A 21,478-nucleotide genomic window follows, 5' to 3' on the forward strand; every position below is an offset into this window, starting at 1 on the left:
TTCATCGCATTAGTAAAATCTGTAGGAATCTCGATCAATCCGGATACCCAAACATTTAAAAAATCAGTAGCATGAAGAAAGCGCACATTATCTGGTAAACGGAGTCGTCGTTGCATCCATAAGATCTTCGGTAATGCGAAGGTGGGCGAACATTCTCCGCCGAAAAGACTTCGACATTCCTCAGCCTCATCTATTGCACGAACATCGTTGTGTAAAAATGCATGCCCAAGTGGATGTCCTTCTTGATTGACTGGCAAGACTGTACCCGACGTGGAATCAATCGCCACAGATAAGACTCTCCGATGATGAGGAACTGAAAAAAGTTCATCGAAAGCATCTTCTAAGCAACTGATCCAATCAAGTGCATCCTGCTCTGATTCTCCAGCTTTTGATGAACGGTTCAAACAGGGCAACGAACGGGAGACTTCAACTATTACAGACCCATCTTCCCGAATCAAAACACACCGAATTCCTCCCGTCCCTAAATCAATTCCCAAATAAGCCACTGCACATAATCTTATAGAATAAACCAAATTGGCAACAGCAACTCGTTTTTAATTTTATCACTACAAGGAAAATTAAAAATCTCATTATGTAATATTAAGATCGTTCGCAGGGTATTAAAATTTAATTTCATTACTCTAATTAAAACTCTTTACTCGAGAGGAAATTATTCAAAAAAAGATTTTTACTTTAAGTCCCAAGGGTCCTGAGCAGTACTTCACCTAGAAGCCCAAGTTTTTCGTACCCCTCAGCAATTATCCCTATGTAGTCAGGAAAATCAGCCATATTGCATTTTAACCTTGCTATCTAGTATATTTATTGTTTTAGTTTAATATAAAGCTTTATGAAAAAAATTATTCGAAAAGATTTTGAACTCGGTGATGTAGTGGTCGAAAGAAATACTGGAACTGGAAGGAAACGAGTCGGTGAGATTGTTTTCATAACAGAAGGGAAAAGACCAAAACTAAAACTCGTAGAATTAACTCCCAGAAGTTTGAGTCCAAAATTTAGCGGTAACTTTGCAAGGTTGCGCCTCTTTTCCGCACAACATGAAAAGTGCAGGAAATTAAAAGTTATCAATATTCGAAACCGAAAAATATTCCAGTTAGGGGATGTAATAAGGCATCGCAGAAATGGTTCTTTTAGATTTGGAATTATTGTTGGATTCCATCACCCAGATGGTCTCTACAGTGATTCGTGGGAAAAGGGTTACAACGGCAAAGACATCATTGAATGTGTGGAAATTATCGGAAGGTCTGGCTTACCCCGTAAACGAGATGCTGAAGGCAAAGTAAAGAAATTTGAAATCGGACCTGCTCATGCCAAACTTTGCGAAATTCTACCGATGGACCAAAATGGCGGAATTCGCATAAAGGACTATTACTTATTTTTAAATCAATAGAATTTTAAATTTTTAACCTTCTTCATCTTTAAAACTAAAACTCTACCTAACCGAAAAAATTTTTCGATTGGTGGTTATATATATCCTCTCGAAAAATAGTTGGGTAAACATTGCCTCTGTTTGGATATGGCACAGAATGAACAGGATGCGAATCGGCATATTTTGTTTTCGAAACGATCTGCGACTGCACGATAACCGAGCACTCTTAACAGCCCTAGATGCTTGTGACAGACTTCACTTAGTTTATGTATTTGAGGACAGACTGTGGCGAGAATCTGCTCCCCATAGAATATCAACACATCGGGCAAGGTTCATACTAGAATCGTTGCAATGCCTAATAGAACAAATCAATAACTTGGGTGGCGTACTAAACATTATTTATGGAAATATCGAGATTTCCATTCCACATCTCATGGATAAACACGGTGCTGAAGCCTGCTTCCTTTCTAAGGAAAGTGCATGGGAGGAAACTAAGACTGAAGAAGCACTTTCAAAAGTCGTACCAACAACCCTGACTAGTAATGCGACTCTAGTCCACCCTGATGACCTGCCATTCGTGCTTAGTGACTTACCGGAAACCTTTACTCAGTTCCGGAAAAAAGTGGAAAAAAAGTGGATCGTGCGACCGTGTATGGCACCGCCAAAGAGTCTGAATAGTTGCGACAGCACTCATGCTAACCTACCTACCCTATCAGATTTGGGCTTTTTCAATAATACTTTGGACGCAAGAAGTTATTTCACATTCAAGGGAGGATCATTATCTGGACAAAATCGCATCAAGAATTGGCTATGGGACAAACAGTGTTTAAGCACTTATAAGCTTACTCGAAATGAAATGACTGGGGCTGATTTCTCTTCGCGTCTTTCAGCTTGGCTATCGACGGGCTGTTTGTCTCCACGGGAAATCTACGAGGAAATAAAAAAATATGAAATTCAACATGGAGCAAATGAAAGTACCTACTGGTTAATTTTTGAATTATTATGGCGTGATTTTTTCCATTTTCTCGCCCGGGTACACGGACCCAAGATTTTCCAAAGTCGTGGAATTCACCCTGAAAGAGAGAAGAGATCAGAACCAGACGATGCAGAAGAACGATTCCATAAATGGAAAAATGGAAGAACTAATAATCCGTTTGTAAATGCGAACATGAATGAACTTCGAGTAACTGGATGGATGAGCAATCGAGGTAGACAAAATGTGGCCTCTTACTTAATTAACAACCTCGAACTTGACTGGCGTAAAGGAGCACAATGGTTTGAAGAGCAACTTATTGATTACGACCCATGCAGTAATTATGGAAACTGGCTTTATCTCTCAGGCTACGGGAATGATCCCCGACCGGGTCGATACTTCAATGTAAAAAAGCAAGCAGCTACTTATGACCCACAAGGGAAGTATACAAATATGTGGAGCTAGGTTTACCAGTTCCTTATTAGTTGATCCCAATAGGTTTCAAGCGTTTCACTGTCTGGAAAGGACTTAGATACAATGGCTTCTTTACTTAATGCATCGTGGTAATGGAAAATTATCTTTTTTTCGCCATTTAATTTTTTGAAAAGAAAAACTTGTGATTTATTCACACAAACGGAATTCCCTTTTTCGTCCACTCCTGCCATAATAACATTAAGCTTGGTTTCTGGTTTTTCCAAAAACGACCCCATTAAAATGCCTGCTAAAAAAACCAACAAAGCACCGGCCAAAAGATTATTTTTCAATTTCATAATTTTATAAGTTCGATTTGCTGATATTTATCTATCATAAATTCAAACAATTGGATAAGAGTAAGAGTTTTTCAAGAATATCCTCAAAGTTTAGGTTTTCTTAATCTTGCAATGAACAAACTCTTTAGCATGGATTGATTCACTCCAGTGATTTCAAAACTTGTCACCCAGTCACTAAAAACAAATTCCTTTCTAACAGATTGGACTACTGAGTTGTGCAATTGGATCCAAAATCAAAAAGACTTAGTCTACTGGTCGGGCAACACCTTCTCTGGTAAACCGTTTAATCCAAGGTCGTTAAAACTGCATTGCTTACAAAAAAACATATCTCCTATGGGATGGTTGGATCAAGAAGGTAAACTTTTAGTTTATGGAGAAATTGTAAAGAAGCCTAACAGTAATCGGTTAAATTTTTGCCGCATCATTGTCAGACCTAATCAAAGGGATAAAGGTTATGGAAAAAAATTCTGTAAGTCATTAATTGAAATAAGCCAAAAATCAGGAAATTATAGAAGTATAAGGCTCAATGTTTTGTCTAACAATAAACCTGCAATTTATTGTTATTCTAGTTTAGGATTTGAAATTATTGGTACATTACCAAATGCTCGTAGAATCGATAACAAAAGCCACGACTTAATGATTATGTCTTTAAATTTCCCCCTGCCTAAAGAATGAAAAAAGTAAGTGGTGGATTAGTATTGTACCGAAGAAATTCTAACAAAGATAAAATTTATTGTTTAGTAGCTCACCCTGGTGGGCCTTTTTTTAAGGATAAGGACGAAGGATGGTGGAGTATACCCAAAGGTGAACCCGAGCCAGATGAAGATATTTTTTCGGCAGCCCGGCGCGAATTCGAGGAAGAAACAGGAATGGCTCCCAGTGGCCCTTTTTTAGATCTTGGCTCAATTATCCAAAATAACGGAAAAGAAGTTTTTGCCTGGGCTTTTGAAGGCGATTGGCCAGATGATCGCCTACCCGTCTGTAATGAAATTACTATGGAATACCCAAAGGGGTCTGGTAAAACTTGGACATTCCCAGAAATTGACCGCGTCGAACTCTTGCCACTGTGCGATGCCAAGAAAAAACTTAGTAAACAGCAAGCTGAGTTACTCGACCGATTAGCAAAACGTGCCTATAAACCCCATAGGGGAGACCTAAGCTAAGATTGCAATCCCTCAATTAAATTTTTATAAAGAGTATTATGCCTACCTTAGACCACACAGCTGATCGTTTATCTCCTAAGCTTTGGATTGTTGGATTAATTATTCTTGTTGGGTTTAGCCGTCATCTTCCACTTGACTACCCTAGTCTCTTTAACTTTTCTCCCACCTTGGCAATTTTCATGTTTTGTGGAGCATACATGAAAGGTTTTTTCTCGTGGGTAGCTCCAATTGTGGCGATTTTCCTTAGTGATTTATTCTTGAGTTCCTCTTATGGGATAAACTTCCTTGAACCCTTCATGCTAGCTACTCTTGCCAGTTATATAGCCATATGGATATTGGGTAGAAAACTCGGAAATAATAAAAGTGCTTATTCCTGGACTGCCGGGGCTGTCGGGTCTGCCATTATCTTTCATGTGGTCACCTGTGCTTTTGCTTGGATAATTAACCCTGCCTACATTAAGAACTTTTCTGGTCTTATCCAAGCGACTGTACTTGGCGAACCCGGATACGCCCCAGCCTATTTATTCCTTCGGAATTCTATTCTTAGCACGGTATTCTTTGGCCTTTGTTTTCGGTGGATTAAGAACACAGTTTTTTCGGAAAGCCTCACTCTCAAAGCTTCCACACCTGCCACTCAGCGCTTAGAGACCTAGCTAGGAGGATCGTTGCCTACGGGCTTCAAAGAGGCAAACCCCAGTGGCGACAGATACATTCAAACATGCAACCGTCCCACTCATTGGGATATAAATCAATTCGTCGCAGTGTTTGGCTGTCAATCGACGTATTCCAGTTTCTTCTGCACCCACAATCAATCCACACGGTCCACTCATGGTGGAATCATAAAGAGATGTGGTCGCCTGATCACTGGTGCCTATCAGGCGAATACCCCGCTCAGTCAGCTTCTCCATATACCGAGCCAAATTCCCAACTCTGGTAATAAGGAGTCTTTCCACCGCACCGCAAGCAACATGTCTAACTACATCTGTTAAACCAGCCGAACGGTCGCTTGGCAAAACAACCAAGTTAACACCCACACCATCTGCCGAACGCAAACAAGCCCCTAAATTCCTAGGGTCCTGCACTTGGTCGAGTAGAAGAATAAAAGGATCTTCCTTCAAGGCATCAAGCCTCTCCAAAGACTCTTCTTCGCCTAAGGTAGATACTGGTGCGTCAGGATTTGCATGAGTCCGTCTGCCCAAGGATTTAGAATACCTGCGCTTCACCTAAAAAAAAATGATGAAGTCAAAAAGCTATCGAGCTATTCGTGAAAGTCAGTCCCTTTAACCGTAGCATTAACATAGCTTTTTCGAATACAAAAATCTCCAAATCTTTCTTCGGGGTCGCGATTAGCAGCAAAATCTTCAAGCACGGGTCGCAACTCATCAACAATTTCTTCGTGAGTAATCGCCGGACGGTACAACTTATTCAAACGGGTACCATCAAGACCAGCGCCAAGGTATAAATTGTATTTCCCTGGTGCTTTACCAACCAAACCAATTTCGCCAAGATATGGACGGCCACATCCGTTGGGACAACCCGTTGATCGTATAGCTATTGATTCCCCACGTAGGCCTAGACGATCAATAATCGACTCAAGTTCGTCGACCAATTGGGGTAAGTAGCGTTCACTCTCTGCAAGAGCTAAACTACATGTGGGCAAAGCAGTACATGCAATTGAATTAAGCCGAATACCAGACAACTGCTCAGGTAGTGTCATTCCGTGATCACTGAGAATCCCAACCAGTTTTTCCTTATCTTCTGCAGATACGCGGGCAATGATTACATTTTGATTGGCGGTGAGGCGAAATTGACAAGGGATTTCTTCAGCAATTTTCCGCAGTGCTACACGTCCACGACTGCCCTCTTCGTTTTTTAGACGTCCCCCCTCAACAAATAGGCCATATGCCCATTTCCCATCTGCATCCTCCGTCCATCCATACCTATCAGTAGTGGAATCAAAATTAAATTCTCGAGACTCTTGCAACTCCCAACCAAGACGCCGGTTCAACTCTTCAAGCATCCAATCCGCACCACGATCCTCAACCGTATACTTCATCCGTGCATGTCTTCGGTCTGTACGGTCACCAAAATCGCGTTGTATTTTAACGACCTCTTCTGCAACTTGAACCACCTGATCTGGAGAGCAAAAACCAATCACATCAGCGAGCCTTGGATAAGTGGTGGTTTTGCCATGAGTCATGCCCAAGCCACCACCTACCAAAACATTGTAACCTACAACCTTTTCGCCATCAGGTATTCCAACAAAACCAAGGCAGTTGGAAAAAACATCCACATCATTTCTGGGGGGTAATGCCACAGCAATTTTAAATTTCCTAGGCAAGTATGTCTTTCCATAGATTGGTTCTTCACTTTCTTCGCCAATTCCTCCCTGTTTTTCTCCATCCAGCCAAATCTCAGCATAGGAAGAAGTTTGAGGAGTCAAATGATCATGAAGACTTTGAGCAACATCGAGTGCTTGCTGGTGAAGTGATGATTCAAAGGGGTTGGCAGGAGACATTACATTACGATTCACATCACCACAAGCGGCCAAGGTATCAAGCAGGGTATCATTGATTTCCTTCATCGTTTGCTTGAGGTTACGCTTAAGCACACCGTAGAGTTGAAAAGCCTGACGAGTCGTCAGCTTCAAAGTACTTTCACCAAATTTATCGGCTAGTTTATCAATACCAATCCATTGACTGGGAGTACAAACCCCTCCTGGAACACGTACGCGAATCATAAATGAAAATGCTTTTTCCTTCTTTTCCTTAATCAAGGAAGCCCTTACATCACGGTCGTCCTGCATGTAGGTACCATGAAACTTAGTCAACTGAGCATCCTCTGCCGAAATGGACCCGGTGGAGTCGTCGGATAAGCTTTCCGAGATTGTTCCTCTCAAAAAGTTACTTCGTTCCTTGATGCCTTCGTTGGCGGATAATTTCTTGGGTTTGTTTGGATCGGAGATCATAGTGTATGATATATTTCTAAGGATTTTATAAAGTGTGGCAAGTAATGCATTTTAAAATCAATTAAATGGGTGCAGCGTCTAAAGTTAAACCTGGATTAAAGTTTAGTCCACCTCGCAAATTAGACCACAATCCGTTTGGGTCAAGATGTGCAGCATGAGCTATCATGGCAGCGTTATCACCAGTATGCCTCTTTTCAGCAGCCAAAAAAATCAAATTTCTTTCCTGACAGATTTTGCCAAGTCGATCCCTCAAGTTCTCGTTATTAGCTACCCCTCCTGATAAGCCAAAACTACGGTATCTTTTCTTCTCTAAAAACCTAAGGCACTTTTGACCCAATTGATCCATAGCAGCTTCTTGATACGAAGCACATAAGTCGGAGTGGTTCCGCTCAACCTCGACCTCACTCATTTTTTGTAAGGTGTAAAGCAGGCTTGTTTTAAGTCCTGAAAAACTAAAGTCATGATCTTCTTTGGATTTAAAAGCTCGTGGGAAAGAATAAGCTGTTGGATTTCCGTTCTTTGCCATTTGCTCAAGTTCCGCTCCACCAGGATATGAAATGCCAAGAAGTTTCGCACCTTTATCTAATGCTTCCCCGGCAGCATCGTCTTTTGTTCTTCCAATGACAGTAATCGATCGGTCCTCGGTAATTTCAAACAAGAGAGTATTCCCACCAGAAACTAATAATCCAAGATGTGGAAGGTGATCAGTCCATCGACTGGCTTGATCATTCGATCTCATAAATGGGGAATAAGCATGCCCCCTCAAATGATTAACGCCGTACACCGGTATGTGCCAAAGCATCCCCAAAGTCTTGGCAATAGTCAGACCAACACCGAGGCAACCAATTAACCCTGGACCACAAGTAACGGCAATTTTAGAAATTTTAGTAGGCAATTTAAATTCATGATCCAATTGATCAAGCAATGGGAAAAAGTTATCCAAATGTTGACGAACAGCTAAATCGGGCACGACTCCACCGTACTCTGCATGCTTGATGACTTGTGAGTGTATCCATTCATTTACAACACCGTGCTGAGGACAAAATAAAGAAAGAGCGGATTCATCACAGGAACTTTCAATTCCCAAAATCATTACATTGCTGGCTTGAGTTTCACGCCAAACAAGGTACCCAAAAGCTATGTGCCCGACAACGCCAAAGCTTTCAAAAATAACGTCAAATTCCTTTATTGATAGATTGAATGGACGAAAACAAATGCCTTATGACGAATTTTTAGAGTGGGTATTATACGACCCACAAATTGGATATTATCAAAATTCTAGATGTCGGGTAGGGAAATTTAAACACAATGATTTTTATACTTCTTCCAACCTCGGCGGCGTATGGGGAAGTTTGATTGTTGAAGCTTGCACAAACTTACTGGGCGAAAATGACCCTGGTTTATTTACATTTGTTGAAATCGGGGCAGAGCCTGGGTCTTCTACTTTAGATGGCATTGAGAATCCCTTTGAACAGGTACGAGTGATTCGTTTAGGAGATACATTTAATATCCCTAAACGTGCAATTATTTACAGCAATGAGTTACTTGATGCTCAACCATTTAAGCGATTTCGCTACCATCAAGAAGCAGACGACTGGCTCGAGATTTTCGTAGCTTTAAAAGGGGACGAGTTTAAGGAAATAGATCTGGAAAGAAAAGGACCTCTTCCTTTCCCTCCCCCCCACTATCCGACAGAGGGATACCTTATTGATTGGCCATGTGGATCATTATCCATGATGCAAAAAATTTTATATCCGCCATCCTGGAAAGGAGTTTTTCTAACCTTTGATTACGGACTGGATCTAAACATTCTCATGCAAGATCGACCAGATGGTACAGCAAGAGGATACTACCGTCAAAAGATGAATAGCAAGTTACTCGACCATCCTGGAGAACAAGACCTTACTTGTCATTTGTGCTGGGATATTTTGGAACACTGCTTGAAAGAAAATGGATTTAATCCTGCAATTCGTATGAGCCAAGAATCTTTTTTGTTAAAATATTCAACCTCTTCTATTCAGCGTATTTTCAGGGAAAGCGAAGGACCAATGGACGCCAACATGCTTGCATTAAGGGAGCTGATACATCCAGCCCATTTAGGTCATGGATTACAGGGACTAGCAAGCACCCGATTTTAAAGGCAAACCCTTTTCTTGCATTAGGGCAAATGGTGTTCTGGCTTAAATCCTTGTGGACGACCTACTTCAAAAAGCTCTCGAATTGTTCCTTCATCCCAAACTGATGCAAAAATTGCAAACTCGTCGATAGATCCTCTAAGAGAAAGTTTAGGGTTACGGTCGGGGAATGCCTGAAAGTGTCCCAATAAACCTTTTTTCAAAGAGATTGAATTAGCCTGGTTTATTTTCTCACGACTAAATGAACGCCCGTTGATAAAATGATTTACCCATTTTTTCTCCGCATCAAAACTCGTAGCTAAATGAACCCACTTTCCAAGACGATCCGGAGGGAAAGCCACGGCAGATTCATAGGTTTCTATTAAATTGGATGTTTTAACTTCAAGCACAAGCTTACCGGAGGAGTTCACAGACCATCCAACCGCACCGTCTAAATGAGGTTTTGAAAAAACCAAAGGTGCGCCATCGGCCCCCAATCCATTGAGCCGCACCCAGGCTACTAATGTAGCCTGTCTCAGGGACTTATTAAGATTTAAGCAGACCCGGTCATTATCTTGGGCAAATTCCAAGGCACCTTTGCCAGGCCAGCGACCCTCTGTCCAATTACATCCAATTACCGCACCGTCTCCGGCTCCGTTGGCCCGATTTGTTTCGTCCCTTACAACCCGAGACCAAGAATCATGTCCATCAAAGCCATAGTAAAGCAATGTATTAGGGTCCGCTGCTAATTCTTTACTTTTTTTCATCCAAGCGGATCTTCGCCTGTGCGCGTTTTCCAAAGAGCGAAAAGCTAAGTCAGCGGTTCCAAGGAAATTCCCAGAAGGCATATCTAATGGAGTTGAAATCCCAAAGGAATCTAAATAAATCGCCTCGCCCGCTGATAGCTCATTAAACACTTCATTCCCCTCAAAATCGACGCCCTTGTACTGAACCTTACCTCTGTAAACAAAAACCTCAGCCGAACCCTCTGGATGGACGGCGACCCCGAAATCTGTACCCAAATCGACTACCCGGCCCATTGGAAGATCAACGCTAAAACCAATTGCTACTTTAGGAACATGAGCCCGTAGCTTACCTAATTTTATAGATACAGCATTGTCATTAATGAGCTCAGCATCTGCCGGGCCTTCCAATATCGCAGTAGCTCCTTGCATAAACTCCAATTGGGCCATCCCCCTTTCTATTTCGAAAACACCGGGCTCAAGTGCAGAGCCAAGCTCTGGGCGATTATTCGTATTCGAAGACCACTGCAATCCCACGGATTTAGTAAGCACGGCGACAGGAGAAGCTCGATCTGGTCTATAAAAATTTTGGTATTCTGGTACGGAAGAACTCTTTTGATCGACAACTCCACTTGGATCATTCCCGCTAAAAGAACTTAAGGAAAGATTCGAGTAAAGGTATACTCCGACAACCAATACCGCAGCCATTGGAAGCCATGGCTGAATAAAATTAATAAATTTCACAATTTGGCTACGATTCTCAGGCTCTTCTTTAACAGATAAGCTTTCGTCTGCATAGCTACTCAAGCTCACTGACATATCGACAAAAGAAACATAGATGCGGCGAGCCTCGGCAGATTTACTAAGCCAATCTTCCAGGCGTCGTTTCTGCTCGTGAGAAAGGTTCCTCTCAACCAATCGATCGAGCAATTCGTACAACTCGATGATTTCTAAATCGTTTAAGCTCATCAAGGGGTTTCCATGCTGACCTCTAAGCTCACACAATCGTGCAAATTTTTTCTTATTCGCGTCAGGGCCTTGTATGCTCCTTGAATTGTGCGACCGCAGGCTTGAGCTGCAGCCTTTACATTATGTCCAGACTCATAGCGGATTAATACCATCCGGCGATCCCTTTCATTTAATTTTTGTAAACATTTAGAAAGTGCCCGATGTCGATGGTCTAGTTCCTCCTCCATTTCTACACGAGTTTGAGAGATGACCTCAAACACTTCCTCGTTGAAAATAACTTTAGAGGTTGCGTACTTTTTGCGGGCGGCACGAACTTTCCAATAAGCAATTTGACAAGCCCATGAATAAAAGTTTGTTCCTGAAGTGTAATCTGAAAACTTCTCACAAATAGTCAGGCTTGCTTCTTGAAGAATATCTTCCGCATCTGAACGAGAAGGCACTAAAGTCATTATATAACTTAACAACTTTCTTTGATGCTTCATCATCAACTGTACCAATTCGGCTGAACGGTCTGGAAGGTTAGAACTCATCAAGAAAATATATGTACGCTATACGGCTATAGAACTGAGTGAAACATTCCTAAAATCAGACATATTGTCGAGAGAACCTTTCTCCAATCTATCCAATCCTCTACGGATAATCTCTTTTCGAGCCTTCTCTAAAGATTTTGATGCCAGTTTGACCTTACGAGATTTTGTTCTACCAGAATTACCTTTATGGAACTCAGTCATACGGTAATAAATTACCCCACTCGGAGATTGAGTCAATCGGTCGGTCAGTCGAACTTCTTGTTTCTTACGACGGCGCAGCCTTTTTACACTGCAAGTCGGATGACTTCCCGAACCAGTTGTATTATCTCGCCCTAAGTCTCCGCCTGCGTCTTTGAGTAATCGATCAATGGTCGGTTCATCCAAGTATTTATTTCGGAGATCGGTACAGATAAAACCTTCTTCATAAATTACTTCCTCCATTGGATCGTCGATCATCATTACTTGATTAGGCGGGCCCAATACATCTCGTAAATCTTTTGAGTACCAATCAGTTGCCTTTTCTACTGCCTTTCTGCGGTTGCATCCGTAAAAATATTTATTAGCCACAAAAATTCGACCCGAGCTAAGTCGGGCTTCCAATAAATATTTAGTGTCATAAATTAGACTAAAGTATTGGTCATAAGGGATTAATAAAGTGGCTTTGTACTTTTGGAAATCATTAATTTTCATCATCATCATCTATATATCCTTTTGGCGTTATCTGTGTAATTGTGGAACAACTATCTCATAGCCCACGACTTAAAACTTTGGACAAATTAAATTTTAAATTCTCGCGAGTTTAGCCTTACCAAGAACTCAATATTTCAGAAAGTGACTTGATACTCGGTAGAATTATTTAATTAATTTGGTAAGCATTCTCTTTAAGTCAGATCCCTGAAAAGGGGAAAAGCCAACTGCAACATCATGTACGATTCCAGCTTGATCAATAACCACTGTGTGGGGCAATCCTTTTACATCAAAGGCATCATAGGCTGATGAATTTTCATCTAATAAAATTGATAACTCATGCAGGTTATACTGATTAATAAATTCCAATAACTCTTTCACCGAAGCATCTTGATTAACGCTGACAAGTTTTAATTCGGAGGAATTAAATTCTCTGGTTGCCTCTAATAAAAGAGGTAGATTACGGATTGAAGGCCCAGACCAAGTAGCCCAAAACCCAAGCACAACAACTTTTCCTTTTTGTTTAGCTAAGTTAAAGTCTTCACCGCTAAGCATGGGAAGAAACAAATTAGGCGCAGGTGAACCTTCTAATCTTCTCGCACCAATTTTAGTAATTTCTATTGGAGGCATAGGAGAAAGTGCGGATATAGATGCTGATATGATTTCAGCGAGAACTGATGAATTTAACTCCATGCTTAGATGGAGACAATTTTCTCTTATTTCGGAATTCATATTTCGCAAAGCAATAAGGGCAGCTCGAGCCTTGTGTTCCTGAGCAAGAGCGAGTTGAGCCATACCTAAAGAACCTTGATACAATGTGTTTAATCCGTTTGCTGAAACTTCATCTAAACACTCGATCAAAAATTCTAAAGATATCGATTCTTTCCGAAAAGATACTCCCAAGGCAATTTCGTGAACCCCAGCAAAAGCATTAAACAAGGGGTCCGAGAACTTATCATTACCAACTATTTTTTCACGAAGAGAATCTGGCAATTTGAAATAAAAAGAAATTTGGCGATCATCAGGTAAATTATTGAGCAAAGGAATTTTCTTTTCACTTATATCAAAACTTCCGCCAAGATGATCAGTAGAACCTGAAACCAAGGCATCCATCATTGTTCTGTTTCCATCGAGACTAATATCAACGGACAAATTCATATCCAAAAACAGTTGAGATTCGCTCTGCTCTACTGATTTGTAAAATTTACTAATGGGTAAAATGAATTTTAAAGACTTTTTAGTTAAAACTTCCCCTAAGTTTAAATTTTGAGCTACGCCCGTCGTGAATTCGTCCTTTAGTTGATTTTTGAACCAAGATAAAAAAAGAGGTAAATCCATCGGTTTATCAGCAATTATATTGATGGATAAAAAAAGATCAGAAAAAGATAACTGATTAGAATTATTAGAATCAGCCAACGCATCTATTCCTTTCATCATAGCAGTAAAATGAGTAAAATCATCTTCTCTCAAGCCCATGGCATTAAGAATTTCATCCCCTTGATCTAAATCACGATCAAAATTGTCTGCCCATTGACTCATCTGCGGATACTTATTCTTTAGCCACATTGAAACCCCGCTGCTCTCAATTGATCTTGCATCAATGGATAAAAGAAAATCCAAATCAGAATTAGCAAATCCAGGCTTTTTAAAATAAGTAATGCAAATTAAGGGTATCCAAATTAACCGAAAGTTGCTCAACAACCCAAGGCACTTTGCGAATTTAACAAACATGCTTGAACCGATAAACATTTGTTACCCGAGCAGAAAAGCCCACAGATTGGTAGAGTCGATTGGCAACATCACGACTTGGACGAGAAGTTAGATCAATCGTCAATACACCCATTTTTTGTGCTTCCTTTAATGCATGCATGGTGAGTAATTTACCAACTCCTTTCCCTCGCGCTTTTGTGTCTACAACTACATCCTCCACCCACCCGCGCAATCCTGTGGGTATAGGAAAGGTTACGAGACTCAGCATGCCAAGGACTTGCTCCTTGTCTTCTGCAAAATAGAGGTGAGTGGACTCAGCATTAAGAAGGGATGTGAATTCTGCCTTAGTCAAAAGCTTAGCTGATTGAGAAAGCTGAGGAATCAGATTATTAATTTCTCGCAAGTCTTTTTCGGTTTGTTCGGAAACTTTTCTTATCCTGATCATTTGATTAGTAAGGTAGCTTAGGAGTTACTTCCTACCAATAAAAAACCCTGCTCATCGTGCTAAATTCTTTGCTATTGCTTAAATGCATACAATCATTCAATGTAAAAGCTAATTATGCCCGTACAATTGGAGGTTTTGAATGCTCAAACGTTAACTCGTTAAAAGTGACTTCAAACAACCGAAATGAGTCTCGTGCACTTCAATGTTATCAATAAATAAAGACAATCAGTATTATGGAAATCTATGTGGGAAACCTTCCTTGGTCCGTTAGCGATCAAGAATTATCAGAAATCTTTAATGAACATGGAACCGTCGATCGCGCATCCGTTATCGTAGAACGTCCTTCCGGACGATCCAAAGGTTTTGGGTTTGTTACCATGAATAACGATGACGAAGCCAATCAAGCCATTGAGGCATTGAATGGTACCGACATGAATGGACGCCCCTTAAAGGTTAACGAAGCACGTCCTAAGGAATAGTGTTTTTTTGCCTTGGGAGGATTACCCAAGGCAATTTTTTCCCATTACGGTTAGCATTATTTTTTAAACTTAGACATTGCTTGCCATACGGTTTTCCTTAAGAAAACCGATCATGTCACAAATCAAAGATCTTTCATTTCTAGAAAGCGTCAATAAAAGTTTTAATCTGGCTGCAGAAGCCATGGACTTGCCCAAAGGGCTAGCAAGACAAATACGCACCTGCAACGCAGTTTGCGAGATGAAGTTTGGTGTAGAACTAAACGGCGGATACGAAATTTTCACTGGTTGGCGAGCCACTCACAGTGAGCATGCCCTTCCTGCTAAAGGGGGCATACGGTACGCACCCTTTGCTGACCAACAAGAAGTCGAGGCATTGGCTGCGTTGATGACCTACAAATGTTCGATTGTAAATGTTCCTTTTGCTGGATCAAAAGGTGCACTTAGCATCGACCCTAAAAAATATTCGTTAGAAGAATTGGAACACATTACTCGCCGATTTGCTCAAGAATTAGACAAACGGGGCTTGCTTGGCCCCGGAATCAATGTTCCAGCTCCCGACATGGGCACAGGCCAACGCATGATGTCCTGGATTGCGGATGAATACCAAAAGCTTCACCCCAACGAAATCAATGCTCGTGCTTGTGTAACAGGAAAACCAGTGCACTGTGGCGGTGTTCAGGGTCGAATAGAGGCAACCGGCAGAGGTGTACAATACGGAATTCAGGAATTCTTCCGACACCCAGATGACCTTAAAAGTGCTAATTTGGAAGGCAATTTAGAGGGAAAAAAAATTATCGTACAAGGGTTAGGCAATGTTGGTTATCATGCAGCCAAATTTCTAGAGGAGGAAGATGGAGCCCTTATTGTTGGAATAATCGAACGCGACGGAGCCTTAGTTTGCGAAGAAGGACTTTCAACTGAGGCTGTTTATCAATATAAATTAGAACACGGGAAACTTGAAGGGTTTGCCAGTGGGAGATATATGAAAAAAGGCAAGGAAGCTCTTGAGCTACCATGTGACATATTAATCCCAGCCGCCCTTGAAGGTGTAATATCCAAAGAAAATGCTCCCCGAATCCAAGCTCGAGTAATTGCTGAAGCTGCGAATGGGCCAGTTACTTTTGACGGAGATAAAATTCTTCGGGAAAAAGGGATTTTTATCATTCCAGATACCTACTTGAATGCAGGTGGGGTTACCGTTTCCTACTTTGAATGGCTAAAGAATTTATCCCATGTCAGATTTGGTAGAATGGACCGAAGATTTGTTGAGGCTCAAGGAGCTAAAATTGTAAGATTAATCGAGTCGGGCATAGATAAACCCCTTGATCCAAAGGCCAAGGCCGATTTGCTAAAGGGTCCCGATGAACTTACTCTTGTCCGTTCAGGCTTAGAAGATACGATGTGCGAAGGCTATCAAGAAATTAAGGAAATACATAGCTCAAACCCAAAAATCAAAGACCGCAGAACAGCAGCTTTTGCTTTGGCTATTCGAAAAATAGCCGACATTTACGACAGCATGTACTTGTAATTACTTCTTTGTAAGTTTGGGGTAATATTTAAGCGGACTGTACCTCCCAACCCTTCCGATAAGATTTGGTAAGCAAATTATTAACATCCTTACGATTAGAAGCCCCCAGTTCTCGGTCCCAAGAGAATTCTCCCCCCGCCAAGATGGCAACATTTCCTAATAAAATTAGTTCGGTTATCTCATAGCCGAAATCAAAACCGGCCAGTGTTGATTTTGGTTCTCCCCTACGAATCGCTCGAACGAGTTCATCCTTTAATCCAGAATCACCCCTACCATTTCGCCCAAGTACACCGCTGAAAGGTTTGATTTGATGTGGTTTCATCCACTTATTCTCTATATAAACTTCCCATTTGGACCCGTAAATTGAAGGCGAATATAAAGTCCCCTTCGAGCCTCGAATCAAACATCCACTCGTTGATGGCTCTCGTCCCTTAAAGAATTCGAGATTCGGAAAATTCTTTCCGCCAGTAACTGTTTTACTGAGATGGCCAATTTTGCCTTCATACCAATGCATAGGAATTGTTTGGCCTTTATCTTGTCCAGAAAATTCGTACTTCACAATTGCCCAAGAAGGATAGGTCTCGGAGTTTACCGGGCCACGAAGCAAACATTCAACTTTTTCAGGTTTCTGGAGTCCACAGCCTAAAACCGGCAAATTGAATAGGTGAATCCCCGAGTCACCCAAAGCACCAGTGCCAAAAGATTGCCATCCTCTCCAATTATAAGGCTGATAAAGTGGATGGTATGAACGATCTTCAGCGGGGCCCAAGAATGCATCCCAGTTCAAACCATTTGGAATAGAAAACTTTTCGCTAGGTCGTTTTGTATGTTGGGCAGATTGAGGCCAAATAGGACGATTAGTCCATACATGGACATCCAAAATTTTGCCCAAGCCTTCAGCTTGCAAAAACTCTACTCCCTGTCGAAAAAGATCAGAAGTACTGCCTTGTAAACCCAGTTGCGTGCAAATTTGCTTTTTGCGGGCAGCAATTTGTAACTGGCGTGCTTCCCAAACGGTATGCGCCATGGGTGTTTGTAGAAAAAGATGTATTCCCAAGTCTAAGGCTAACTGAGCCGAATGTGCATGAACATGATCAGGAGCACTTATACTTAGTAAATCAATCTTGCCTCCCAAGTGAGCAAACATTTCTCTATAATCATCAAATTTTGCAATTTGGGAACGACCACGCCGTGCGTATTTAATTTTTTTTTCTGAAATATCACATACTGCGATTACATCGCCATGTCTGGCCAAATGTTGAAAATCACTTCCGCCCTTCCCTCCCACCCCGATGGCCGCGATTTGAAACCGTTCGTTAGATCCCTTTGCCCTTTGAGGCAAATATGAAAATGGTAAGATTGAACCGATGGATCGCAGAAAAGGTCTTCTTTTCATCGTATCAAATTTGGGTTAATTATTGTAAATGGTGAAATGTTATACTTCTTTAGCGACCAGTTAATTTTCAATAGGAGAAGTAAGTCCAATCACCTGTATTGCATCTGCTATAACATATCCCTCAGTATTTTCATTACTTAAGCAAACAAAATACTGCTCTCCTTTCTTAAAATTAAAGGACCCCAAAGAGAACCAAAGATCTCCAATCGTTTGGGGTTTTCTTTGATCAACCAATATTTTGGCAATTCCGTCATCGTGTTTAACTTCATACTTCAAATTACCAGCCCGATTACCAAAAGATGCATACGAGACTTTGATTTCGTGTAATCCATCTGTTGGTGCAACAAATGGGAACATTGCTTTGCGCAATCCCTTGCCACCATTTCCATCATGATAGTAAGATTCACCCACAAAGGGGCGAAGCGAACTACTTTCCGTCCATTCACCTTCAAATTCAACCGTAGTTCCATCCACCACCACTCCACTTAAAGTATTTGGCGGAATACCGACTCCCTTGTTTTTTCTATTTTGTATCTTAGATTTTAAAACTTGCCCATCTGCCAACAAGCGTTTGCACAATTGATCATAGGGGAGATCATGTAGAGAAATCCCCCCATCAATCGCCAAAGCAGCAGCCGTAGCAGCAGATTGACCAAGAATCATAAACACTGGTTCCATACGGACTGAACCAAAGGCAACATGTGACGCAGACAGACAGTTAGTCACCAATAAATTCTCGCACTCTTTTTTTTGCGGCAACAAAGTGTCGAAAGATATTTTAAAGGGCTTTTTGACCTCAACTTGAAAATCTCCTTCATTTAACACATATGATTTCCCATTCTCATCTTTAGCAACATAGCGTTGAACATTATGAGAATCCATGGTGTAAGAGCTCATACCTACAGCTCTTAGCGTTTTTTTCCTACCCGTAACCTCATGCTCAGTCATAATGAAATTACCGATCATTCTCCTAGCTTCTCGAATGTAGAGTTGCTCCGGCCAATGACCATTGTCTTCAAACTCGTCTCTTGCTAAACCCCATTGATTCATCTCATCACGAATTTCTTGAGGAACTCTAGGATCATTGCTTAGAAAATAGAAATATCCCTTCAAGTAATTTTCGTGCTCACTGATTATTTGACTTCTCTCTTCGTAAGTTCCCTCAGGATACCTGTAGTTCATGCCGATATTATCCGTACTAAAAGAGCCATAGTTATTGGTGTCCGTTTTAGCATTGGGTATTGGATCAAAATGAGAAAATACATGCCTAGATCCGCGGATTAAAGTTCTTAACAGCAACTCGTACTTAGATGGATCATAGGAACTTGGCCGAGCGAAGGGCACACGATTTTCTTCAACCTGTGTTAAACATAGCCGAAAGTTGTAAGCTTGAATTTTATCATCACCGGTGCCATCCCTTTCAGGCTTCCAACTACTAATACCCTGAAGAAGACCACTCGCAGAGTCACCAGGAACATTGAAAGGATCGATACGATAAAAAAATTGATTCTTCTTTGCTGCAGAGATTTGTACCCCGTTAAGCGTTTCTCCATAACGATCGTTCCCTTCACGCCCTACAATATAACTGATTCCTGCAGCCGCCATCAAATCACCTTCGTAAGTACAATCGATAAAAACTTTTGCTTCATAGCGATTACCTGACACTGAAGTGATAGAGACTATTTTCCCGCTCTTCATCTCAACACCATTTGGTCTTTCCAACCATTCGTCCCGGAAAACTTTGATTTTATTTTCGGTGATCCAAGATTCAAATATCTGCTCAGCAACCTTGGGTTCAAAAACCCACATTGTACGCCTGTCTCCATCAATCGCAGGGGATCCCTGCCCGCGATTTCCATAATCCTCTAGTTTTTGCCACCTCCAAGCGTCGGGGCTTTGATAATGTCTCCACACACGATGATAAAACTCGCGAGTTATTCCACCAATGACCTCTTTTTTACCGGTATCGGACCAGCCAAGACCATTGCTCGACAAACCGCCCAATCTTCGGGCGGGGGAAACAATAACCACCGACTTGCCCATTCTTTTTGCTTGAACAGCAGAGACAATTGCCGATGAAGTACCCCCATAAATGACTATATCCGATTCAAAAACTTCGGCAGAAAGGCAACTTTGATTGAGCATACAAAACCCAGTCAAAATTAATTTTAAAAAACCAACTTTAAGATAAATGCTCACAAGCTAATTAGTAGTCCTTCAATTCTTTTTTTTAAATTACTCAAGAAGATTGTAAATAGCGCTATTCAAACTCGAATAGGTGAAGGAATATTTTTTATCTTCTAAAATAGTTGAAGTGACGCGACGACTTTGCAAAGCAAGCTCTGGAGCGGACCCCAATAAAAAACAGCCGATCCTTACTCCAAATGATGGTGCAGGTAAGCCTAGTCCTAGAGGAGCAAAGTGATTCCTCAAAACTCTCATAAAATCTTTGTTTTTGAGGGGTACTGGAGATGCCAGATTGACGGGTCCGGTTATATCTTTCTCTTGCAATAGAAATCGGCTGATGCCAACCCAATCATCCTCGTGTAACCAGCTCATCCATTGCTTGCCAGATCCCTGTTTTCCTCCAAGTCCAAATGAAGTCAGCTTTTTGAGTAAAGGAAAGGCACCGCTAGAGCGGCCAAGAATAAAGCTTATGCGCAACGCGACTTTGCGGACGTTTGGATTATTGAACTTAAAAAGCTCATCTTCCCAGGCTACTGTTACTTCTTCTAAAAAACCGGATTTTGTGATTGGAGAACTTTCATCGTGAGCTTCTTCATCTCCAACACATTGGCCATATAGTGCCATCGAACTAGCATTCAACCAAACAGTTGGAGGTTTTATACAATGGTTCAAAGCCTCACCAAGGACACGGGTCGACTTGATACGGGAATCTAGAATTTCCTGACGATTCGAAGGTGAATGACGACAATCGATAGATCGACCAGTTAAATTAATCAATGCCCGAGACTCTTCAAGCTCTTCAATCCAATCGCCTGCAGATTCACCATCCCACTTGACTAAGCGTCCTAGAACACCTGTTTGGGAAATATTTCGGGAAAGCAGGACAACATCATATCCATCATTTAAAAAAGATTGTGCAAGTAATTGGCCAAGAAACCCTGTACCACCAGCAATAATTATTCTAGGCAGGGGCACTAAATCTTTCATGTCCTAATTACTTAATGCTAGGACTAAAGTTGGCAACCCGCAATCGGAGTAGCCAAGCACTCGGAAAATTATTTTAAGACAATATTGCGGAAATATACCTTCATGGAAGGACCTTGGTGAACTTGAAAGGCAAGCAATCCATTTTCACGCCTTTGTTCTTTGTCCTCATCGATTAATTCACACATTTTTTGACCGTTAATGTAGTGCTCAAAGCGAAAACCTTCTGCGACGATTCGGTACTTATTCCAATCTTTCTTCTTAACCGCTAAACCGAGCTTGGAAGTATCTCCAATTTTCTCAGTATTTTGGACTAACTTTCCAGATTTATCCCGACTTAAGGTGGTCCGATCTCCCCGCTTGCAAAGTATTCCCCGAAATGCCTCGCCGTAGCAAATGCCTGAATATTTATCACCAGACTCAAAATCTGCCTGATATCCACCAATTC

General features: G+C 41.3%; 22 protein-coding genes. 8 read left to right on the forward strand and 14 right to left on the reverse strand.

What is annotated here, in order from left to right:
• Nucleotides 1–506: FGGY family carbohydrate kinase (locus ACKPQ4_RS02640; RefSeq protein ID WP_407679661.1), on the reverse strand; the 506-nt coding region annotated here is incomplete at its 3' end.
• A gap of 341 nt (nt 507–847) precedes the next feature.
• Between ACKPQ4_RS02640 and ACKPQ4_RS02645 the strand changes: the two genes are divergently transcribed.
• Together ACKPQ4_RS02645 and ACKPQ4_RS02650 are read left to right on the forward strand one after the other, a co-directional pair.
• Complete coding sequence (locus ACKPQ4_RS02645; protein ID WP_407679662.1) at nt 848–1,405, forward strand: hypothetical protein; 558 nt, start codon at nt 848–850, stop codon at nt 1,403–1,405.
• A gap of 136 nt (nt 1,406–1,541) precedes the next feature.
• Nucleotides 1,542–2,822, forward strand: a complete 1,281-nt coding sequence (locus ACKPQ4_RS02650) for a DASH family cryptochrome (RefSeq protein WP_407679663.1) — start codon at nt 1,542–1,544, stop codon at nt 2,820–2,822.
• A gap of 2 nt (nt 2,823–2,824) precedes the next feature.
• On the opposite strand, the gene ACKPQ4_RS02655 is transcribed toward ACKPQ4_RS02650, so the two are convergent.
• Nucleotides 2,825–3,127: a hypothetical protein gene (locus tag ACKPQ4_RS02655; protein ID WP_407679664.1), complete on the reverse strand. Its 303-nt coding sequence runs from the start codon at nt 3,125–3,127 to the stop codon at nt 2,825–2,827.
• A 147-nt stretch (nt 3,128–3,274) separates the two neighbouring features.
• On the opposite strand from ACKPQ4_RS02655, the gene ACKPQ4_RS02660 reads away from it, so the two are divergent.
• Genes ACKPQ4_RS02660 through ACKPQ4_RS02670 form a run of 3 tightly spaced genes read left to right on the forward strand, consistent with a single transcriptional unit; the run spans nt 3,275 to nt 4,943 of the window.
• A complete protein-coding gene (locus ACKPQ4_RS02660) occupies nt 3,275–3,802 on the forward strand; it encodes a GNAT family N-acetyltransferase (RefSeq protein WP_407679665.1) in 528 nt (175 codons plus the stop codon).
• Nucleotides 3,799–4,290: an NUDIX domain-containing protein gene (locus ACKPQ4_RS02665; protein ID WP_407679666.1), complete on the forward strand. Its 492-nt coding sequence runs from the start codon at nt 3,799–3,801 to the stop codon at nt 4,288–4,290. Before ACKPQ4_RS02660 ends, ACKPQ4_RS02665 begins: the two co-directional genes overlap by 4 nt.
• A gap of 38 nt (nt 4,291–4,328) precedes the next feature.
• Nucleotides 4,329–4,943: a DUF6580 family putative transport protein gene (locus ACKPQ4_RS02670; protein WP_407679667.1), complete on the forward strand. Its 615-nt coding sequence runs from the start codon at nt 4,329–4,331 to the stop codon at nt 4,941–4,943.
• On the opposite strand, the gene rlmB is transcribed toward ACKPQ4_RS02670, so the two are convergent.
• The 3 genes from rlmB to tsaD all read right to left on the reverse strand — a co-directional run bounded on the left by rlmB (nt 4,944) and on the right by tsaD (nt 8,351).
• A complete protein-coding gene (gene rlmB, locus ACKPQ4_RS02675; protein ID WP_407679668.1) occupies nt 4,944–5,513 on the reverse strand; it encodes a 23S rRNA (guanosine(2251)-2'-O)-methyltransferase RlmB in 570 nt (189 codons plus the stop codon).
• 35 nt (nt 5,514–5,548) lie between these two features.
• A complete protein-coding gene (locus ACKPQ4_RS02680; RefSeq protein WP_407679669.1) occupies nt 5,549–7,258 on the reverse strand; it encodes an NADPH-dependent assimilatory sulfite reductase hemoprotein subunit in 1,710 nt (569 codons plus the stop codon).
• 61 nt (nt 7,259–7,319) lie between these two features.
• Nucleotides 7,320–8,351 carry a tRNA (adenosine(37)-N6)-threonylcarbamoyltransferase complex transferase subunit TsaD gene (gene tsaD, locus ACKPQ4_RS02685; RefSeq protein ID WP_407679670.1) on the reverse strand — a complete coding sequence of 344 codons (1,032 nt, stop codon included), beginning with the start codon at nt 8,349–8,351 and terminating at the stop codon, nt 7,320–7,322.
• Between the two features lie 103 nt (nt 8,352–8,454).
• Between tsaD and ACKPQ4_RS02690 the strand changes: the two genes are divergently transcribed.
• A complete protein-coding gene (locus ACKPQ4_RS02690; protein WP_407679671.1) occupies nt 8,455–9,396 on the forward strand; it encodes an SAM-dependent methyltransferase in 942 nt (313 codons plus the stop codon).
• A 20-nt stretch (nt 9,397–9,416) separates the two neighbouring features.
• Here the strand turns inward: ACKPQ4_RS02690 and ACKPQ4_RS02695 are convergent, their stop codons facing one another.
• From ACKPQ4_RS02695 to ACKPQ4_RS02715, 5 genes are all read right to left on the reverse strand, one after another.
• The gene (locus tag ACKPQ4_RS02695; RefSeq protein ID WP_407679672.1) at nt 9,417–11,084 is read right to left on the reverse strand and encodes a LamG-like jellyroll fold domain-containing protein; all 1,668 of its coding nucleotides are present in this window, start codon (nt 11,082–11,084) and stop codon (nt 9,417–9,419) included.
• On the reverse strand, nt 11,084–11,614 hold the full coding sequence (locus ACKPQ4_RS02700; RefSeq protein WP_407679673.1) for a sigma-70 family RNA polymerase sigma factor: 531 nt from the start codon (nt 11,612–11,614) through the stop codon (nt 11,084–11,086). The genes ACKPQ4_RS02695 and ACKPQ4_RS02700 overlap by 1 nt, the downstream gene beginning before the upstream one ends.
• An 18-nt stretch (nt 11,615–11,632) precedes the next feature.
• Complete coding sequence (locus ACKPQ4_RS02705) at nt 11,633–12,313, reverse strand: hypothetical protein (protein WP_407679674.1); 681 nt, start codon at nt 12,311–12,313, stop codon at nt 11,633–11,635.
• A gap of 153 nt (nt 12,314–12,466) precedes the next feature.
• The gene (locus ACKPQ4_RS02710; RefSeq protein WP_407679675.1) at nt 12,467–13,840 is read right to left on the reverse strand and encodes a TlpA family protein disulfide reductase; all 1,374 of its coding nucleotides are present in this window, start codon (nt 13,838–13,840) and stop codon (nt 12,467–12,469) included.
• A 181-nt stretch (nt 13,841–14,021) separates the two neighbouring features.
• Nucleotides 14,022–14,456: a GNAT family N-acetyltransferase gene (locus ACKPQ4_RS02715; protein WP_407679676.1), complete on the reverse strand. Its 435-nt coding sequence runs from the start codon at nt 14,454–14,456 to the stop codon at nt 14,022–14,024.
• Nucleotides 14,457–14,689: 233 nt separating this feature from the next.
• Here ACKPQ4_RS02715 and ACKPQ4_RS02720 point away from each other — a divergent pair, with 233 nt between their 5' ends.
• Nucleotides 14,690–14,935 carry an RNA recognition motif domain-containing protein gene (locus tag ACKPQ4_RS02720; protein WP_407679677.1) on the forward strand — a complete coding sequence of 82 codons (246 nt, stop codon included), beginning with the start codon at nt 14,690–14,692 and terminating at the stop codon, nt 14,933–14,935.
• A gap of 112 nt (nt 14,936–15,047) precedes the next feature.
• Entirely contained in the window at nt 15,048–16,463 is a 1,416-nt protein-coding gene (locus tag ACKPQ4_RS02725) for a Glu/Leu/Phe/Val family dehydrogenase (protein WP_407679678.1), read from the forward strand.
• A gap of 28 nt (nt 16,464–16,491) precedes the next feature.
• Here the strand turns inward: ACKPQ4_RS02725 and ACKPQ4_RS02730 are convergent, their stop codons facing one another.
• The 4 genes from ACKPQ4_RS02730 to ACKPQ4_RS02745 all read right to left on the reverse strand — a co-directional run.
• A complete protein-coding gene (locus ACKPQ4_RS02730) occupies nt 16,492–17,859 on the reverse strand; it encodes a Gfo/Idh/MocA family protein (protein WP_407679679.1) in 1,368 nt (455 codons plus the stop codon).
• A gap of 60 nt (nt 17,860–17,919) precedes the next feature.
• The gene (locus tag ACKPQ4_RS02735) at nt 17,920–20,058 is read right to left on the reverse strand and encodes an FAD-dependent oxidoreductase (protein WP_407679680.1); all 2,139 of its coding nucleotides are present in this window, start codon (nt 20,056–20,058) and stop codon (nt 17,920–17,922) included.
• A 36-nt stretch (nt 20,059–20,094) separates the two neighbouring features.
• Nucleotides 20,095–21,033: a TIGR01777 family oxidoreductase gene (locus ACKPQ4_RS02740; protein ID WP_407679681.1), complete on the reverse strand. Its 939-nt coding sequence runs from the start codon at nt 21,031–21,033 to the stop codon at nt 20,095–20,097.
• 68 nt (nt 21,034–21,101) lie between these two features.
• Nucleotides 21,102–21,478 (reverse strand): family 16 glycoside hydrolase (locus tag ACKPQ4_RS02745; RefSeq protein ID WP_407679682.1); only part of this gene is annotated, 377 nt, incomplete at its 5' end.

Origin of the sequence: Candidatus Chordibacter forsetii, assembly GCF_964187505.1 — a bacterium.
GTDB classification, from domain to species: domain Bacteria; phylum Verrucomicrobiota; class Verrucomicrobiia; order Opitutales; family Seribacteraceae; genus Chordibacter; species Chordibacter forsetii.

Coding starts and splice junctions, on each gene's coding strand:
- ACKPQ4_RS02645 (WP_407679662.1), top strand. CDS start 848: ATGAAAAAAATTATTCGAAAAGATTTTGAACTCGGTGATGTAGTGGTC.
- ACKPQ4_RS02720 (WP_407679677.1), top strand. CDS start 14,690: ATGGAAATCTATGTGGGAAACCTTCCTTGGTCCGTTAGCGATCAAGAA.
- ACKPQ4_RS02715 (WP_407679676.1), bottom strand. CDS start 14,456: ATGATCAGGATAAGAAAAGTTTCCGAACAAACCGAAAAAGACTTGCGA.
- ACKPQ4_RS02705 (WP_407679674.1), bottom strand. CDS start 12,313: ATGATGATGATGAAAATTAATGATTTCCAAAAGTACAAAGCCACTTTA.
- ACKPQ4_RS02725 (WP_407679678.1), top strand. CDS start 15,048: ATGTCACAAATCAAAGATCTTTCATTTCTAGAAAGCGTCAATAAAAGT.
- ACKPQ4_RS02740 (WP_407679681.1), bottom strand. CDS start 21,033: ATGAAAGATTTAGTGCCCCTGCCTAGAATAATTATTGCTGGTGGTACA.
- ACKPQ4_RS02680 (WP_407679669.1), bottom strand. CDS start 7,258: ATGATCTCCGATCCAAACAAACCCAAGAAATTATCCGCCAACGAAGGC.
- ACKPQ4_RS02665 (WP_407679666.1), top strand. CDS start 3,799: ATGAAAAAAGTAAGTGGTGGATTAGTATTGTACCGAAGAAATTCTAAC.
- ACKPQ4_RS02700 (WP_407679673.1), bottom strand. CDS start 11,614: ATGAGTTCTAACCTTCCAGACCGTTCAGCCGAATTGGTACAGTTGATG.
- ACKPQ4_RS02670 (WP_407679667.1), top strand. CDS start 4,329: ATGCCTACCTTAGACCACACAGCTGATCGTTTATCTCCTAAGCTTTGG.
- ACKPQ4_RS02695 (WP_407679672.1), bottom strand. CDS start 11,084: ATGAGCTTAAACGATTTAGAAATCATCGAGTTGTACGAATTGCTCGAT.
- tsaD (WP_407679670.1), bottom strand. CDS start 8,351: ATGATTTTGGGAATTGAAAGTTCCTGTGATGAATCCGCTCTTTCTTTA.
- ACKPQ4_RS02710 (WP_407679675.1), bottom strand. CDS start 13,840: ATGAGTCAATGGGCAGACAATTTTGATCGTGATTTAGATCAAGGGGAT.
- ACKPQ4_RS02730 (WP_407679679.1), bottom strand. CDS start 17,859: ATGAAAAGAAGACCTTTTCTGCGATCCATCGGTTCAATCTTACCATTT.
- ACKPQ4_RS02650 (WP_407679663.1), top strand. CDS start 1,542: ATGAACAGGATGCGAATCGGCATATTTTGTTTTCGAAACGATCTGCGA.
- ACKPQ4_RS02655 (WP_407679664.1), bottom strand. CDS start 3,127: ATGAAATTGAAAAATAATCTTTTGGCCGGTGCTTTGTTGGTTTTTTTA.